We start from the raw sequence: 15,941 nt of genomic DNA on the forward strand, positions 1-15,941 counted from the left end.
CGGCCTCGGCGCGTATGCACCCGTCATCGCGGCGTGGGACCGAGGCCCGTTACCGTGACGGGGTGGTGACTCGGTTGTCGGCGCCGGACGCGGCGTTCTACCAGCGCGACAACACCTCGACGCCGGTCTATGTCGGGTCGCTGTCGATCCTGCGCCGGCCCCGAAACGGGCTGAGCTACGAGGAACTGCTGGAGACCGTCGAGCGGCGGCTGCCGCAGATCCCGCGGTACCGCCAGAAGGTCCGGGAGGTCACCCTGGGTCTGGCCCGGCCGGTGTGGGTCGACGACCCCGACTTCGACATCACCTACCACGTGCGGCGCTCGGCGCTGCCGTCCCCGGGCAGCGACGTGCAGCTCCACGAACTGGTCTCCCGGCTGGCCGCCCGCCCGCTGGACCGGACCCGGCCGCTGTGGGAGATGTATCTGGTCGAGGGTCTCTCGAACAACCGGCTGGCGATCTACATCAAATCCCACCAGGCTCTGGTCAACGGTATGGCGGCGCTGGAGATCGGGCACGTCGTCGCCGACCGCAGTCGTCGGCCCGCCCCGTTCCCCGAAGACATCTGGCTGCCGGCGCGGGAACCCTCGAGCAGCGAACTGGTGATCGACGCGCTCAGCGACTGGCTCGCCCGTCCCGGTCAGGAGCTACAGGCGCTGCGGTCGAACCTCACCGAATTGACCACCAGCACAGCGGAATTGGGAAATCTTACCCGGCGGATCACCGATGCGACCCGGACGCTGCTGCGCGGCAGCGCCCCGGACAGTCCGCTGAACACCGCCGTCTCGCGGCATCGTCGGCTCACGGTGGCCGCCGCGGAACTGGCCGACTTCCGGCAGGTGCGTGCCCGCTACGAGTGCGACGTCAACGACGTCGTGCTCGCGGTGATCGCCGGTGCGCTGCGCAACTGGCTGCTGTCGCGCGGCGAACCGGTGCCGGCGACGTCGACGGTGCGGGCGATGGCGCCGACGTCGGTGTACCCCGAGGCCGACCTCGACGCTCCCGGTCAGGCGATCCGGGAGGTCGCCCCGTTTCTGATCGACCTGCCCGTCGGTGAGGCCAACCCGGTCGTCCGGCTCTCGCAGATCGCCCATGCCACCGAGTCCTACTCGGCGTCGGCGAGCCTGGTCGACGCGCAGACCATCGTCACGCTGTCGGGCTTCCCGCCGCCGACCCTGCACGCCATGGGCATCCGGGTCGCCACGCAGTACCCGGCCCGGCAGTTCAACCTGCTGATCACCAACGTGCCCGGGCCGCAATCGCAGATGTATGTCGCCGGCGCCAAGCTGCTGGAGACCTATGCCGTCCCGCCGCTGCTGCCGGGGCAGGTGCTCTCCATCGGAGTCACCTCCTACTGCGGGATGCTGTACTTCGGGATCAACGCCGACCGTGACGCGATGAGCGACGTGGGGGTGTTCCCGGAGCTGCTGGCCGAGTCGCTGGAGGAGTTGGTAGGCGCGGCGCAGCAGCAGCCCCGGACGTAGGATGCCCAGGTGAGCAACAGCCGACCCAATGGGAACTCCGCGGCCGTCACCTCGGCCGCAAAGTCGGGCAAGTCCGGGAGGTCCGGTAAATCCAAGAAGAAGTCCGGCAGGTCCGCGAAGAACCCCGACAAGGTCTCCAACTCCGTCTACGAGGCCGAGCTGTTCCGGCTGCAGACCGAGCTGGTCAAGCTTCAGGAATGGACCCGCGCCACCGGTGCGCGCATCGTGGTGCTCTTCGAGGGCCGCGACGCCGCCGGCAAGGGCGGCACCATCAAGCGGATCACCGAGTACCTCAGCCCGCGCACCGCGCGCATCGCCGCGCTGCCCGCGCCCACCGAACGGCAGCGCGGACAGTGGTACTTCCAGCGCTACATCGAACACCTGCCCACCCGCGGTGAGATCGTGCTGTTCGACCGGTCCTGGTACAACCGCGGCGGCGTGGAGCGGGTGATGGGCTTCTGTTCGGCCCAGGAGCACTCGCTGTTCCTGCGACAGTGCCCGATCTTCGAGCAGATGCTCATCGACGACGGCATCCTGCTGCGCAAGTACTGGTTCTCGGTGTCCGAGGACGAACAGCTGCGCCGTTTCAAGTCGCGGATGAGCGACCCGCTGCGACGCTGGAAGCTCAGCCCGATGGACCTCGAGTCGGTGTACCGCTGGGAGGACTACTCGCGCGCCAAAGACGACATGATGGTGCACACCGACACCCCGGTCAGCCCCTGGTACGTCGTCGAGTCGCACCTGAAGAAACACGCGCGGCTGAATATGATCGCGCATCTGCTCTCCACCATTCCCTATGAGAGCGTCGATCACGAACCCGTGGAGCTGCCCAAGCGGCCGGTGATCGGCAACTACCGGCGACCGCCGCGGGAGCTGGCCACCTACGTCGACGATTTCGCCGTCACCCTGCTGGGGGACCGTGAGTAGGTTTCGCTGATGCGGGTCTACATCCCCGCGACGCTGGCGATACTGCAGAACCTGGTCGCCGACGGGTCGATGCAGCCCCGCAGCGGAACCGCCTTCGCCGTGACCCCGACGTTGCGGGAGGCCTACGCCGAGGGTGACGACGAGGAGCTGGGGGAGGTGGCCCTCGGCGAGGCCGCGCTGGCCTCGCTGCGGTTGATCGCCGCCGACCCGGCGGCCGTACCGCGGCGCGCGGTCGTGGTGGCCGACGCCGACGCCGCACCGCGGCCCGACCTCGACGATGCGGTGGTGCGCGTGTCCGGCGGTGTCGGCATCGACCAGGTGGCCGCGGTCTACGTCGACAACCCCACCGCCGAGCCCGCGGTCCGGGCGGCGGCGGCCGTGATCGACGAGGCCGACCTCGGCGACGAGGACGCCGAGCTGACCGTGGGCGACGCCCAGGACCACGACCTGGCCTGGTACGCCCCCCAGGAGTTGCCGTTCCTGCTGGAGTTGCTGTGAGGACCGGGCTGCGGCGGATGGCCTCGGTGCTCACCTCGCCGCTGCTGCCCGACGATTACCTGAAGCTGGTCAACCCGCTGTGGTCGGCGCGGGAGCTGCGCGGGCGCATCGTGGAGATCCGCCAGGAGACCGCCGACGCGGCGACCCTGGTGATCAAGCCGGGCCGGGGTTTCCGCTTCGACTACCGCCCCGGGCAGTACATCGGGGTCGGCCTGCTCGTCGACGGCCGCTGGCGGTGGCGGTCCTACTCGCTGACCTCGGTGCCGCAGATCGGAAACGGGATCGCCCGCACGGTCACCATCACCGTCAAGGCCGTGCCGGAGGGTCTGCTGTCCACCCATCTGGCGGCCGGCGTGCGCCGCGGCACGGTGGTGCGGCTGGCCTCACCGCGGGGCGACTTCGTCATGCCCGATCCCGCGCCGCCGAGGGTGCTGTTCGTCACCGCCGGCTCGGGCATTACCCCGGTGATGTCGATGCTGCGAACGATGCTGCGGCGCAACCAGATCGGCGGCGGATCGGCGACGGACTCGACAAACGTTGTGCACCTGCACAGCGCGCCGACGCCGGCCGACGTGATGTTCGCCGACGAGCTCGCCGGGCTGGCCCGGGCCTGCCCCGGCTACCGGCTGACCCTGCGGGCAACCAGGGCGCAGGGGCGGCTGGACCTCTCGAACCTCGACGCCGAGGTGGCGGACTGGCGGGAGCGCCAGGCGTGGGTCTGCGGCCCGCCGGGCCTGATCACCGACGCCGAGGCCGTTTGGGCGGCCGCCGGTGCCGGCGAGCGGCTGCGGGTGGAGCGCTTCACCGCCGGGCGGGCGGCCGGCGGCGGCCGCGGCGGCCGGGTGACGTTCGCGCGCAGCGGCCGGACCGTCGCCGCCGATGCGGCGACCTCGCTGCTCGAGGCGGGCGAGCAGGCCGGAGTTAGCCTGCCGTTCGGCTGCCGGATGGGTATCTGCCACACCTGCGTGATTGACTTGGTGGACGGGCGGGTGCGCGATCTGCGGACCGGCGCCGGACAGGAAGCGGGTGCCCGGGTGCAAACCTGTGTCTCAGCGGCCGACGGCGACTGCGTGCTGGAGGTCTAGTGGCGATCTCCGACGTCGAGGCCTTCGCCCATCTCTCCGAATCGGACATCGAGAACCTCGCCGTCGAACTCGACGCGATCCGCGGTGATGTCGAGGACTCGCTGGGTACCCGCGACGCCCGCTACATCCACCGCACCATCGCCGCCCAGCGCGCGCTGGAGATGGCCGGCCGCACGCTGCTGGCGTTCGGGTCGCGCCGCGGGCTGTGGTGGGCGGGCACCGCGACGCTGGCGCTGGCCAAGATCATCGAGAACATGGAGATCAGCCACAACGTCATGCACGGCCAGTGGGACTGGATGAACGACCCGGAGATCCACTCCACCACCTGGGAGTGGGACATGGCCGGGGTCTCCAAGCACTGGCGGATCACCCACAACGTCGCCCACCACAAGTACACCAACATCCTGGACATGGACGACGACGTCGGCTACGGGCTGCTGCGGGTCACCCGCGACGACCCGTGGACGCCGCGCAACCTGCTCAACGTGCCGTTCAACCTGATGCTGGCGGTGGGCTTCGAGTGGGGGATCGCCCTGCAGCACCTGGAGCTGCGCAAGATCCTGAAGCCGCAGACCCGGGCGGCCACCGTGGTGCGGCTGCGCGAGCTGTCCGCCAAGGTGGCACGGCAGGTCACCAAGGACTACCTGGCCTTCCCGGCGCTCACGGCGCTGTCGCCGAAGGCGCGCTTCGGCTCGACGGTGAAGGCCAACCTGATGGCCAACGTCCTCCGCAACCTGTGGACCAACGCGGTGATCTTCTGCGGGCACTTCCCCGACGGCGCGGAGAAGTTCACCTTCACCGACATGGCCGGCGAGGGCAGGGGGCAGTGGTACCTGCGCCAGATGCTGGGCAGCGCGAACATCGACGCCGGCCCGGTGCTGGCCTTCATGACCGGCAACCTGGCCTACCAGATCGAGCATCACCTCTACCCCGACCTGCCGAGCCGGCGGCTGGCCGAGATCTCGGTGCGGGTGCGCGCGCTGTGCGACAAGTACGACCTGCCCTACACCAGCGGGCCGCTGCCGGTGCAGTACGCCAAGACCTGGCGCACCATCGCCAAGCTGTCGCTGCCCGACCGGTTCCTGCGCGACAGCGCCGACGACGCACCCGAGACCCGCAGCGAGCGGATGTTCGAAGCGCTGGCCACCCGGCAGCGGGGCCTCAAAACGGCGCTGGCCGCCGCGAGGGCGCACCGCCGCCGCACCCGCTCGCCGAGAGTGCGCTGAGAGCGGGTTTTCGCCGGAAAAGACGCTCTGGGCGCACGCTCGGTGGCGGTCAGGTCGGGATGTAGGCGAAGGTGTCCGGGTTGGGCCCGATGCGGCCCGGCTCGCCCCGGTCCAGCGCGGTGAGCGCCTCGACCTCCTCGTCGGACAGCTCGAAGTCGAAGATCTCGAAGTTCTCCCTCATCCGCTGCGGGTGAACGGATTTCGGGAACACGATGTCACCGCGCTGGATGTGCCAGCGCAGCACGACCTGGGCCGGGTGCACCCCGGCCGCCTTCGCGATCCGGATCACCACCGGGTCGCCGAGCACCGCACCGCGGGCGATCGGCGACCAGCTCTCGGTGACGATGTCGTGCTCGGCGCCGTAGGCGCGCAGGTCGTCGTTGGCGAAGTAGGGGTGCACCTCGATCTGGTTGACCGCGGGGACGACGGCGGTTTCGCGGGCGAGCTCCTGCAGGTGGTGGATGCTGAAGTTGGACACCCCGACGCTGCGCGCGCGCCCGTCGGCCTGGAACTCCGCCAGGGTGTTCCAGGTGGAGACGAAGTCCCCGTCGTAGAGGGTGGGCAGCGGCCAGTGGATCAGGAACAGGTCGACATAGTCGGTGCCCAACTCGCGCAGCGTGGCGTCGAAGGACCGCCGGGCGTCGTCGGGACGGTGGAACCCGTTGTTGAGCTTGCTGGTGATGAACACCTGCGGCCGGTCCAGCCCGGCCTGATGGATTCCCTGCCCGACGCCCGTCTCGTTGCCGTACATCTGCGCGGTGTCGATGTGGCGGTAGCCGATCTCCAGGGCCGAGCGCACCGCGGCGGCGGTCTCCTCCGGGGGGATCTGGAACACCCCGAATCCCAGCTGCGGGATGTGGTGTCCGTCGTTGAGGGTGATCTGCGGGACGCTCATGGTTCTCCTTCTGTCAGTGCGGTGAGTAGTCGGCGGGCCGCGGCCACCCGGCGCGCGGGCGCGCCGGTGAGTCCGTCGAGCGCGCACTCCGGATCCGCGGGCGGTCCGCGGTGCCCGCATCCGCGGGGGCAGCCGGCGACGGCGCCGGCCAGATCGGAGAACGCCATCAGCACGTCGTCGGGTTTGATGTGGGCCAGCCCGAAGGACCGCACGCCGGGGGTGTCGATGACCCAGCCGCCGCCGGGCAGCGGCAGCGCCAGGGACTGCGACGAGGTGTGCCGCCCCTTGCCGACCCCGGACACCGCGCCGATCGCCCGGTCGGCCTCCGGGACCAATCGGTTGACCAGGGTCGACTTGCCCACCCCGGAGTGGCCCAGCAGCACGGTGACGTGTCCGGCGAGTAGTGACTCGACGGGCTGCAGCGGCTCGTCGCGCCCGGCGGTGACGACGGTCAGGTCCAGGTCGGTGAAGTTCGCGGCGAACGGGCCCGCCGCGGCGAGGTCGGTCTTGGTCAGGCACAGGATGGGTCGCAGGCCCCCGGCGTAGGCGGCGATCAGCGCCCGGTCGACCAGTCCGGTGCGCGGCGGCGGGTCGGCCAGCGCCACCACCACCATCATCTGGTCGGCGTTGGCCACCACCACACGCTCGGTCGGGTCGGTGTCGTCGGCGGTGCGCCGCAGCACCGTCCGGCGCTCGCCGCGGCGCACGATGCGCGCCAGGGTGTCGGGCCGCCCGGAGAGGTCGCCGACGACGTCCACCTCGTCGCCGACCACGATCGGCGTGCGGCCCAGCTCGCGGGCCCGCATCGCGGTGACCGCGTGGCCCGGGTCAGCGGTGAGCACGCAGCCCCACCGGCCGCGGTCGACCGTCACCACCATGGCGGGCTGGGCGTCGGCGTGCTCGGGGCGGGTCTTGGTTCGCGGCCGCGATCCGCGGCCCGACCGGATGTGCACGTCGGACTCGTCGTAGTCGCGGACGCTCAACCCTGCCCCGTCAGCATCCGGGTCCACAGCTGCGGGAAGTCCGGCAGCGTCTTGGCGGTGGTGGCGATGTCGGCCACCGCCACGCCGGCCACCCGCAGCCCGACGATCGCCCCCGCCATCGCCATCCGGTGATCGGCGTAGCTGTGCCACACCCCGCCGTGCAGCGGGCGCGCGGTGATCTCCAGCCCGTCCGGGGTCTGCGCGCAGTCACCGCCGAGCCGGTTGATCTCGGTGCTCAGTGCTGCCAGCCGATCGGTCTCGTGCCCGCGCAGGTGGGCCACCCCGCTCAGTCTGGAGGTCGACCCGGGTCGGGCCAGCGCGGCCAGTGCGGCGATGGCCGGGGTGAGCTCGCCCACCTCGTGCAGGTCGATGTCGAAGCCGGGGTAGTCGGCCGGGCCGCGCACCTGCAGAGTCGAATCCCGATGCGCCACATCCGATCCCAGCATCCGCAAGATCCCCAGGATGGTCTGTGCGGGCTGAACGCTCTCGGTCGGCCAGCCGGTGATGCGGACCGTCCCGGCGGTGACCACCGCCGCCGCCAGGAACGGCACCGCGTTGGACAGGTCCGGTTCGATGCGCCAGTGCGGCGCGCCGAGGGTTCCGGGGCGCACCACCCACCGGTGCGGCGCGCTGTCGTCGACGTCGACGCCGGCCTGGCGCAGCATCGCGACGCTCATCGCGATGTGCGGCGCCGAGGGCACCGACTCGCCGGTGTGAATCACCGTCAGTCCCTCGGTGAACGCGGCCGCGCACAGCAGCAACCCGGAGACGAACTGCGAGGAGGCCGAGGCGTCGATGCGCACGGTGCCGCCCTCGACCTTGCCCAGCCCCCGGACCCGGAACGGCAGCCGGTCGCCGTCGACGTCGACCCCGAGGGCGGCGAGTGCGCTCAGCAGCGGCGCGATCGGGCGGGCGCGGGCCTGTTCGTCGCCGTCGAACTCCACCACCGCGGTGCTCAGCGCGGCCAGCGGCGGGACGAATCGCAGCACGGTGCCGGCCAGGCCGCACTGCACCCGGGCGTCGCCGGGCGGGTCGAGCGCGCCGCCGACGGTCAGCTCGCTGCCCTCACCGGCGACGGTGAAACCCAGCGCGCGCAGCGCCCCGATCATCAGGTCGGTGTCGCGGCTGCGCAGCGCCCCGCTGATTCGGCCGGCCGGCTGGCCCTGCGCCCGCGCCAGCGCCGCGAGGATCAGCGCGCGGTTGGTCATCGACTTCGACCCCGGCACCGTCACGGTCGCGTCCACCGCCGCCGGGGCCTGCGGAGCCGGCCACCGGTCGGGCGGCGGTTCCGGGTCAGGGCTCACGGCCCCATCCTGCACCATGGTGGGGTGTGCGGGAGGTTCGCGGTGAGCACCGATCCGGCCAGGTTGGCCCGGCATCTGCACGCCGTCGACGAGACCGGCACGCCCGACTACGCGCCCAACTACAACGTGGCCCCCACCGCCCGGGTCGCGACGGTCCTCAGTGAGTCCGCCGCCCGGCGCCTGCGGCTGATGGTGTGGGGCTTCGAGCCGCCCTGGGCGAACCGGGGACGCAGTAAACCCCTGATCAACGCCCGCGCCGAGACGCTGACCACCTCCCCGGCGTTCCGGTCGGCGGCTGCGCACCGGCGCTGCCTGGTCCCGATGGACGGCTACTACGAGTGGCAGCCCAGCGCCGATCCGCTGGCCGGTAAACGCAAGACGCCGTACTTCTTCTTCCGGCCCGACGGCGAGCCGCTGCTGGTCGCCGGTCTGTGGTCGGCGGCGGGCTTCACCCTGGTGACCACCGGCGCGGTCGGCGACTTCGCCCGGGTGCACGACCGGATGCCGCTGCTGGTCGGCGAGGGCGACTGGGACCGCTGGCTCGACCCCGAGCAGCCCGCCCCGGCCGAGGTGCTGGCCGCCGGGCCGCAGGTCGGCGGGCTCGCGATGCGCGAGGTCTCCACCCTGGTCAACCGGGTGGCCAACAACGGCCCCGAACTCATCGAAGCTGTCACCGCCGGCCAGCGGGCGTTAGGCTCGGAGCAGGGCGTGCTTTTCGATCCCGCGAGCGAGAGGACCAGTCATGACCGCGGTTGAACCAGCCACCGACACGTCGACCATCACCGTGCGCAACCCGGCCACCGGCCGGGTCGTCGGCTCGGTGCCGATCGAGGACGCGCAGTCCGTCGCCGCCCGGGCCAACGAGCTGCGCCTGTTCCAGACCGAGTGGGAGGCGATCGGGCCGCGCGGCCGCAAGCGCTGGATGATGAAGTGGCAGGACTGGGTCCTCGACAACGCCGACCACCTCACCGAGGTGCTGATGTCGGAGACCGGCAAGTCGCGCAGCGACGCCAGCCTGGAGCCGATCACCATCGCCGACTCGATCAACTACTGGGCGGGCAACGCCGAGGCGTTCCTCGCCGACCGCCCCACCAAGGCGCACACCCCGCTGTTCCGGGTCAAGAAACTCACCACGGTGTTCCGGCCCTACCCGCTGGTGGGCATGATCGAGCCGTGGAACTTCCCGCTCGCGATGCTCGCCCTGGACCTGGTGCCCGCGCTCGCCGCCGGCGCGGCGGTGCTGCTGAAACCCTCTGAGGTGACGCCCCTTTCGGCCGTCGAGCTGGTCCGCGGCTGGACCGAGGTCGGCGCCCCGCCGGTGCTCGGGCTGGTCACCGGCTACGGCGACACCGGCGCGGCGGTCATCGAGAACGCCGACTACGTGCACTTCACCGGATCGACGGCCACCGGCCGCAAGGTCGCGGTGGCCTGCGCCCAGCGGCTGATCCCGTTCAGCCTCGAGCTGGGCGGCAAGGACCCGGCGATCGTGCTCGCCGACGCCGACCTGGAGCGGGCCGCCAACGGCATCGCCTGGGGCGGGATGTTCAACTCCGGCCAGGTCTGCATCTCGGTGGAGCGGGTGTTCGTCGAGGCGCCGATCTACGACGAGTTCGTCGCCAAGCTGGCCGAGCGGGTCCGGTCGGTCAAGCAGGGCCAGGAAGCCGGCGCGGAGACCACCTACGACACCGGTGCGATGGCCACCGGCGCCCAGCGCGACATCGTCGCCCGCCACGTCGAGGAGGCCACCGCCGCGGGTGCCACGGTGCTCGCCGGCGGCAGGCCCACCGGCGTGGGCACCTTCTTCGAACCGACCGTGCTCACCGGCGTCACCCCGGACATGACGTGCATGACCGAGGAGACCTTCGGGCCGACCCTGCCGGTGGTCAAGGTGGCCGACGAGGACGAGGCGATCCGGCTGGCCAACGATTCGCGCTACGGGCTCTCGGCGACGGTGTGGACCGGCGACGCCGCCCGCGGCGAGCGGCTGGCCCGGCGCCTCGACTGCGGCGCGGTCAACGTCAACGACGCCATGACCAACGTCTTCTGCCCGACCCTGCCGATGGGCGGCTGGAAGGACTCCGGCATCGGCTACCGCGGCGGCGGTGCGGCCGGGCTGATCAAGTTCTGCCGCCAGCAGGCGATCACCGCGCCGCGGCTGCCCACCCAGCGTTCGGAGATGCTGTGGTACTCCGCGCCCAAGAAGCAGAGCCGTTTCGCGCTGGCCGTCATGCGGGCCTTCGCCGGGCACGGCAAGCGCCGGTTCGGCCGCAGGGGCTGAAAAGGGCTGAAACGGGCCGAGCTCTACGGCCCGGTGTAGCCCGGCGGGTTGGGGCTGTCCACCCACAGGTCCACGCCGAGGTCGGAGCCGGGGATGCAGTCGTACACCGACAGGTCGCTGACGCCGGAGTCGAGCAGCACGTCCTCGCACAGCAGCGAGTGGCCGGTGAACTCGCGCGCCGGCTTGCCGAGCACGACGTAGGCGGAGTCGGCGTAGACCTCGGGTTTGCGCGACCGGGCCATCGCGGCGTCCCCGCCGAGCAGGTTTTGCACGGCGGCGGTGGCGACCATGGTGCGCGGCCACAGGGTGTTGGAGGCGATCCCGGCGTCCCGCAGCTCCTCGGCGATTCCCAACGCGCACAACGTCATCCCGTACTTGGCCATCATGTACGGTGCCGGCGTGAGCCACTTGGGCTCCATCCGGATCGGCGGGGACAGGGTGAGGATGTGCGGGTTGTCGCGGCCCTTGAGGTGTGGGATGCAGGCCTGGGAGACGGCGTAGGTGCCGCGCACCTGGATCCCGTTCATCAGGTCGAAGCGTTTGAGCGCCACGTCCTCGACGGAGCCCAGGTTGATCGCCGAGGCGTTGTTGACGCACATGTCGATGCCGCCGAACTGTTCGACGGCGGCGGCCACCGCGGCGGCCACCGAGTCGCCGTCGCGCACGTCGCCGACGATCGGCAGCGCGTGGCCGCCGGCCTCCTCGATCTCCTTGGCGGCGGTGTAGATCGTGCCCGGCAGCTTGGGGTGCGGCTCGGTGGTCTTGGCCACCAGCGCGATGTTGGCGCCGTCGGCGGCGACCCGCTTGGCGATGGCCAGGCCGATACCGCGGCTGGCGCCCGAGATGAACATGGTCTTGCCGGAGAAGGAGCTCATAGCCCACAGCTTAGGATTGGGCGGAGATGACAGACACCGAGGAGTCTCCGCAAGCCCCCGGCGCGGAGACCGACGCCGAGCTGACGGCGCGCTTCGAGCGCGACGCCATCCCGCTGATGGACCAGCTCTACGGCGGTGCGCTGCGGCTGACCCGCAACCCCGCCGACGCCGAGGACCTGCTGCAGGAGACCATGGTCAAGGCCTACTCCGGATTCCGGTCTTTTCAGGCGGGCACCAACCTCAAGGCCTGGCTGTACCGGATCCTGACCAACACCTACATCAACAGCTACCGCAAGAAGCAGCGCCAGCCGGCCACCTACCCGACCGAGGAGATCACCGACTGGCAGCTGGTGGCAAACGCCCAGCACACCTCCACCGGCCTGCGCTCAGCCGAGGTGGAGGCCCTGGAATTGCTTCCCGACAATGAAATCAAATCGGCCCTGCAGGCGTTACCAGAAGAGTTCCGCCTGGCCGTGTACCTCGCTGACGTCGAGGGATTCCCGTACAAGGAGATCGCCGAGATCATGGAAACGCCGATCGGAACGGTGATGTCCCGGCTGCACCGGGGCCGCAGCCAGCTGCGCACCCTGCTGGCCGACGTGGCCCGGGAGCGCGGGCTGCTGCGCGGCCACCAGCCCGACGAAGCCCAGGAGGTGACCCCGTGAGCGCCGAGGACGGCCACGAGAACCACGTGGACTGCGCGCTGGTGGTGGCCGAGGTGTGGTCGCTGCTCGACGGTGAGTGCACCGACGAGACCCGCGAGCGGCTGAGCCACCACCTCGAGGAATGCCCGACCTGCCTGCGCCACTACGGGCTGGAGGAGCGGGTCAAGCGGCTGATCGCGGACAAGTGCACCGGCGAGAAGGCGCCGGCGCGTCTCGTGGAGCGGGTGCGGCTGCAGATCCGCCGCACCACCATCATCCGGCGCGGTTAGCTGTTCGGCCGCTTGCCGTGGTTGGCCTTGCTGTGCTTGCGCGCCTTCTTCTTGCGCCCCCGCTTAGCCATCGTTGTGCGCCCCATTCTCATCCTGGTGGGCCACCGTGATCCACCTCCGTCGTCAGGCCCATTCTCGCACGCCCGGCCAACCGTGCATCGACCCGGTCATGTGGTTCGATATGGGGCATGGCCGAGGATGTGCGCGCCGAAATCGTGGCCAGTGTGCTGGAGGTCGTGGTCAGCAAGGGTGACCGGATCGGTGCCGGCGACACCCTGGTGCTGCTGGAGTCGATGAAGATGGAGATCCCGGTGCTCGCCGAGGTCGGCGGGGTCGTCACCGAGGTCAACGTCGCGGTCGGTGACGTCATCCAGGCCGGCGACCTCATCGCGGTCATCGACTGACACCCCCGCATGTCCACCCTCGGTGAACTGCTCGCCGAGCACACCGTGCTGCCCGGCAGCGCCGTGGACCACCTGCACGCGGTGGTCAGCGAATGGCAGCTGCTGGCCGACATGTCCTTCGGCGACTACCTGATGTGGGTCCGCCGCGACGACGGGGCACTGGTGTGCGTGGCGCAGTGCCGGCCCAACACCGCCTCCACCCTGCTGCACACCGACGCCGTCGGCTCGGTGGCGGCGCAGGCCGAACTGCCGCTGGCGTCCGATGCGTTCGTCTCGGGCGAGCAGGGCACCGGCCCGGGGGTGCAGGCCGTGCCGGTGCGCTGCCGCGACGGGGAGACCGACGAGGTGGTCGCCGTGCTCACCCGGCAGACTTCCGGCGACGGCCGGCGTACCTCGTCCCGGCTGGAGAAGGCCTACCTGGACTGCGCGGGAAGCCTGCTGTGCATGCTGGCCGAGGGGACGTTCCCGTCCGCCGGGGACCCGGCGACGACCCGGTCGAGCCCGCGGGTCGGCGACGGCTTCATCCGGCTCGACGTGCAGGGCCGGGTGGACTACGCCAGCCCCAACGCGCTATCGGCCTACCACCGGATGGGGCTGACCTCCGAGCTGGAGGGCCACCACCTGCTCGACGTCACCCGGCCGTTGATCACCGACTCGTTCGAGGCGCAGGAACTGGCCGCGCACCTCGAGTCCATGCTGGGCGGGGGCCCCAGCATGCGGCTGGAGATCGACGCCGGCGGGGCGGCCGTGCTGATGCGCACCCTGCCGCTGTTCGTCGGGGGAGCCGGGCGGGGAGCTGCGGTGCTGATCCGCGACGTCACCGAGGTCAAGCGCGCCGACCGCGCGCTGCTCTCCAAGGACGCCACCATCCGCGAGATCCACCACCGGGTGAAGAACAACCTGCAGACCGTCGCCGCGCTGCTGCGCCTGCAGGCCCGCCGCACCGGCAACACCGAGGCCCGCGACGCACTGATGGAGTCGGTGCGCCGGGTCGCCGCCATCGCCGAGGTCCACGAGGCACTGTCGATGTCGGTCGACGAGGAGGTCAACCTCGACGCGGTGATGGACCGGATCCTGCCGATCATCAACGACGTCGCCCGGGTGGACACCCCGGTGCGGATCAGCCGGGAGGGGGCGCTGGGCATCCTCGACGCCGATCGGGCCACCGCGCTGGTGATGGTGCTCACCGAACTGGTGCAGAACGCCATCCAGCACGCGTTCGGCCCGGCCGACGGCACCGACGGCGCCGCAAGCCCGGGCAGTGTGGTCATCCGCGCCGAGCGCTCGGCGCGCTGGCTCGACGTCGTCGTCCACGACGACGGCCGGGGGCTGCCGCCCGGCTTCGACCCGGCGGACTCGCAGCGCCTGGGCCTGCAGATCGTGCGCACCCTGGTTTCCGCCGACCTCGACGGCACCCTCGAGCTGCGCGACGCCCCCGGCGGGGGCACCGACGCGCTGCTGCGGCTGCCGGTCGGGCGGCGCGGACAAAAAACGACGGCCCCGGCGTAGTGCCGGAGCCGTCGCTGACAGTTCGTGTCAGACGCCGGTGCGCGTCCTGGTCCGGGCGTTGCGGCGCTTGAGCGAGCGACGCTCGTCCTCGCTCATGCCGCCCCACACGCCCGCGTCCTGGCCGGAATCCAGCGCCCAGGACAGGCACTCGGTGGTCACCGGGCACCGGGCGCAGACAAGCTTCGCGTCAGCGACCTGGGCAAGGGCCGGGCCGCTGTTTCCCACCGGGAAGAACAGCTCCGGATCCTCGTCACGACAGACCGCTTTATGCCGCCAATCCATGGTCGAACACTCCTTAGTTATCGGTGTGGCAGAGCAAGCGGGGCCGAACCCATCACGCCCCAGCTGTTAACCCGTGCACACGCAAATGTTGTTGCACTGTTACATCGATGGTTTCACAGGCTCCGTTGAAGTCAAGGGAACTTGTGTCAACCGTGGGCAATCTCACTCAGCTCTCCTCTCAGCAGCCGTGCGAAACGCCCGTCACCAGCGTTTTCTTTCTGTAACACGTTCTACTACGGATCCGCGGTTCGCGCTCGTTTCTGGGTATATACCCAGTTCAGGGCACCTCAGCGCGGTGGCGCGACGACGGCCAGCGCGTCGGGAACCGCGGTGAACGTCATGTCGGCGCGGGCGCCCAGGAAGTCCCCGTCCACCTGGCAGGCGACCGGCTGGGCGGAGCTGATCCGCACCCACGCCAGGTCGTCCTCGCGGACCAGGTGGCGGGCGGTGATCCGGGGGTTCGTGGACAGCATCCGGCGGACCAGCAGCAGGTTGGCCACCACGTTCATGCTGGTGACCGCGAAGATCCCCAGGCCGCCCTCAAAGGTGGTCTGCGGGTTGGTCCACACCGGGCGGGTGTTGGCGTAGGTCCACGGACTGGCGTTGGAGACGAACGCGAAGTGGACTCCGTCCACCGGGGGCCGGCCGGGCAGGTGCACGGTCAGCAGCGGCTCGGTGCGCGCGCTGGCCAGCATCTCGCGCACCGCCACCCGGATGTAGCGGGCGGCGGTGACTTTGCGGCCCCGGGCCCGCTGCGCCTCGACGGCGGCCACCACCTCGCCGTCCACCCCCATCCCGGCGGTGAACACCGCCCAGCGCTCCGCGCAGTCCATCAGCCCGATCAGCCGCCGCCACGACCCGCCCTGGCGGTGCTCGCCGAGCAGATCGATGAGCTGGTTGGTGGCCTCGATCGGGTCGGGGCTGATGCCCAGCGCGCGGGCGAACACGTTGGCCGAGCCGCCCGGCACCACCGCGACGGCGGGCAGCCCCGCCGGGTCGGGCCGTGCGCCGCCCGGCGGCCCGAGCAGGCCGTTGACGACCTCGTTGACGGTGCCGTCGCCGCCGTGCACGATGACCACCCCGACGCCGTCGTTCTTGGCCGCCTCGGCGATCTGAACGGCGTGGCCGCGATGGTCGGTCGGCACGACGGTCAACTCCACACGGCTTTTCAGCGCGTGCGCCAGCAGGTCGCGGCCGGCCCGGGTGGTCGAGGTGGCGTTGGGGTTGACGATCAGCACGGCCCGCATCGCCGTCGAGCCT

At 70.9% G+C, this 15,941-nt stretch carries 18 protein-coding genes; 11 read left to right on the forward strand and 7 right to left on the reverse strand.

What is annotated here, in order from left to right; genetic code table 11:
* Positions 1–62: 62 nt before the first annotated feature.
* The 5 genes from ACKOB8_RS09100 to ACKOB8_RS09120 are packed head-to-tail and all read left to right on the forward strand — an operon-like array spanning position 63 to position 5,217.
* Positions 63–1,481 (forward strand): WS/DGAT/MGAT family O-acyltransferase, encoded by a 1,419-nt coding sequence (locus tag ACKOB8_RS09100; RefSeq protein ID WP_526376878.1) that lies wholly within the window; start codon positions 63–65, stop codon positions 1,479–1,481.
* Positions 1,482–1,490: 9 nt separating this feature from the next.
* Entirely contained in the window at positions 1,491–2,408 is a 918-nt protein-coding gene (gene ppk2 / locus ACKOB8_RS09105; RefSeq protein WP_526376879.1) for a polyphosphate kinase 2, read from the forward strand.
* 6 nt (positions 2,409–2,414) lie between these two features.
* Positions 2,415–2,906 (forward strand): DUF6912 family protein, encoded by a 492-nt coding sequence (locus ACKOB8_RS09110; protein ID WP_526376933.1) that lies wholly within the window; start codon positions 2,415–2,417, stop codon positions 2,904–2,906.
* Positions 2,861–3,991: a ferredoxin reductase gene (locus tag ACKOB8_RS09115; protein ID WP_526376934.1), complete on the forward strand. Its 1,131-nt coding sequence runs from the start codon at positions 2,861–2,863 to the stop codon at positions 3,989–3,991. The genes ACKOB8_RS09110 and ACKOB8_RS09115 overlap by 46 nt, the downstream gene beginning before the upstream one ends.
* On the forward strand, positions 3,991–5,217 hold the full coding sequence (locus tag ACKOB8_RS09120; protein WP_526376880.1) for a fatty acid desaturase family protein: 1,227 nt from the start codon (positions 3,991–3,993) through the stop codon (positions 5,215–5,217). The genes ACKOB8_RS09115 and ACKOB8_RS09120 overlap by 1 nt, the downstream gene beginning before the upstream one ends.
* A 49-nt stretch (positions 5,218–5,266) precedes the next feature.
* Here ACKOB8_RS09120 and ACKOB8_RS09125 read toward each other — a convergent pair whose 3' ends face one another.
* From ACKOB8_RS09125 to aroA, 3 genes are read right to left on the reverse strand one after another with little or no spacing between them, the layout of a single operon-like run.
* Positions 5,267–6,112, reverse strand: coding sequence for an aldo/keto reductase (locus ACKOB8_RS09125; protein ID WP_526376881.1), 846 nt, complete (start codon positions 6,110–6,112; stop codon positions 5,267–5,269).
* Entirely contained in the window at positions 6,109–7,095 is a 987-nt protein-coding gene (gene rsgA, locus ACKOB8_RS09130; RefSeq protein ID WP_526376882.1) for a ribosome small subunit-dependent GTPase A, read from the reverse strand. Before rsgA ends, ACKOB8_RS09125 begins: the two co-directional genes overlap by 4 nt.
* On the reverse strand, positions 7,092–8,399 hold the full coding sequence (aroA, locus tag ACKOB8_RS09135; RefSeq protein ID WP_526376883.1) for a 3-phosphoshikimate 1-carboxyvinyltransferase: 1,308 nt from the start codon (positions 8,397–8,399) through the stop codon (positions 7,092–7,094). The genes rsgA and aroA overlap by 4 nt, the downstream gene beginning before the upstream one ends.
* 24 nt (positions 8,400–8,423) lie before the next feature.
* Here aroA and ACKOB8_RS09140 point away from each other — a divergent pair, with 24 nt between their 5' ends.
* Both ACKOB8_RS09140 and ACKOB8_RS09145 read left to right on the forward strand, forming a co-directional pair.
* Positions 8,424–9,155 carry an SOS response-associated peptidase gene (locus ACKOB8_RS09140; RefSeq protein ID WP_526376884.1) on the forward strand — a complete coding sequence of 244 codons (732 nt, stop codon included), beginning with the start codon at positions 8,424–8,426 and terminating at the stop codon, positions 9,153–9,155.
* Entirely contained in the window at positions 9,142–10,677 is a 1,536-nt protein-coding gene (locus ACKOB8_RS09145) for an aldehyde dehydrogenase family protein (protein ID WP_526376885.1), read from the forward strand. Before ACKOB8_RS09140 ends, ACKOB8_RS09145 begins: the two co-directional genes overlap by 14 nt.
* A 23-nt stretch (positions 10,678–10,700) precedes the next feature.
* On the opposite strand, the gene ACKOB8_RS09150 is transcribed toward ACKOB8_RS09145, so the two are convergent.
* Positions 10,701–11,552 (reverse strand): SDR family oxidoreductase, encoded by an 852-nt coding sequence (locus ACKOB8_RS09150; RefSeq protein WP_526376886.1) that lies wholly within the window; start codon positions 11,550–11,552, stop codon positions 10,701–10,703.
* 26 nt (positions 11,553–11,578) lie between these two features.
* On the opposite strand from ACKOB8_RS09150, the gene ACKOB8_RS09155 reads away from it, so the two are divergent.
* Positions 11,579–12,217, forward strand: a complete 639-nt coding sequence (locus ACKOB8_RS09155; RefSeq protein ID WP_526376887.1) for a sigma-70 family RNA polymerase sigma factor — start codon at positions 11,579–11,581, stop codon at positions 12,215–12,217.
* On the forward strand, positions 12,214–12,486 hold the full coding sequence (gene rsrA, locus ACKOB8_RS09160; protein ID WP_526376888.1) for a mycothiol system anti-sigma-R factor: 273 nt from the start codon (positions 12,214–12,216) through the stop codon (positions 12,484–12,486). The genes ACKOB8_RS09155 and rsrA overlap by 4 nt, the downstream gene beginning before the upstream one ends.
* On the opposite strand, the gene ACKOB8_RS09165 is transcribed toward rsrA, so the two are convergent.
* The gene (locus tag ACKOB8_RS09165) at positions 12,483–12,557 is read right to left on the reverse strand and encodes a 50S ribosomal protein bL37 (protein WP_369299095.1); all 75 of its coding nucleotides are present in this window, start codon (positions 12,555–12,557) and stop codon (positions 12,483–12,485) included. The genes rsrA and ACKOB8_RS09165 overlap by 4 nt on opposite strands.
* A 117-nt stretch (positions 12,558–12,674) precedes the next feature.
* Between ACKOB8_RS09165 and ACKOB8_RS09170 the strand changes: the two genes are divergently transcribed.
* Complete coding sequence (locus ACKOB8_RS09170) at positions 12,675–12,890, forward strand: biotin/lipoyl-binding carrier protein (RefSeq protein WP_526376889.1); 216 nt, start codon at positions 12,675–12,677, stop codon at positions 12,888–12,890.
* Between the two features lie 9 nt (positions 12,891–12,899).
* A complete protein-coding gene (locus ACKOB8_RS09175; protein ID WP_526376890.1) occupies positions 12,900–14,399 on the forward strand; it encodes a sensor histidine kinase in 1,500 nt (499 codons plus the stop codon).
* A gap of 27 nt (positions 14,400–14,426) precedes the next feature.
* On the opposite strand, the gene ACKOB8_RS09180 is transcribed toward ACKOB8_RS09175, so the two are convergent.
* Positions 14,427–14,681: a WhiB family transcriptional regulator gene (locus ACKOB8_RS09180; protein WP_526376891.1), complete on the reverse strand. Its 255-nt coding sequence runs from the start codon at positions 14,679–14,681 to the stop codon at positions 14,427–14,429.
* 287 nt (positions 14,682–14,968) lie between these two features.
* Complete coding sequence (locus tag ACKOB8_RS09185; RefSeq protein ID WP_526376892.1) at positions 14,969–15,928, reverse strand: diacylglycerol/lipid kinase family protein; 960 nt, start codon at positions 15,926–15,928, stop codon at positions 14,969–14,971.
* Positions 15,929–15,941 lie beyond the last annotated feature (13 nt).

It is taken from the genome of Mycobacterium sp. (genome assembly GCF_046091765.1).
GTDB lineage: Bacteria > Actinomycetota > Actinomycetes > Mycobacteriales > Mycobacteriaceae > Mycobacterium.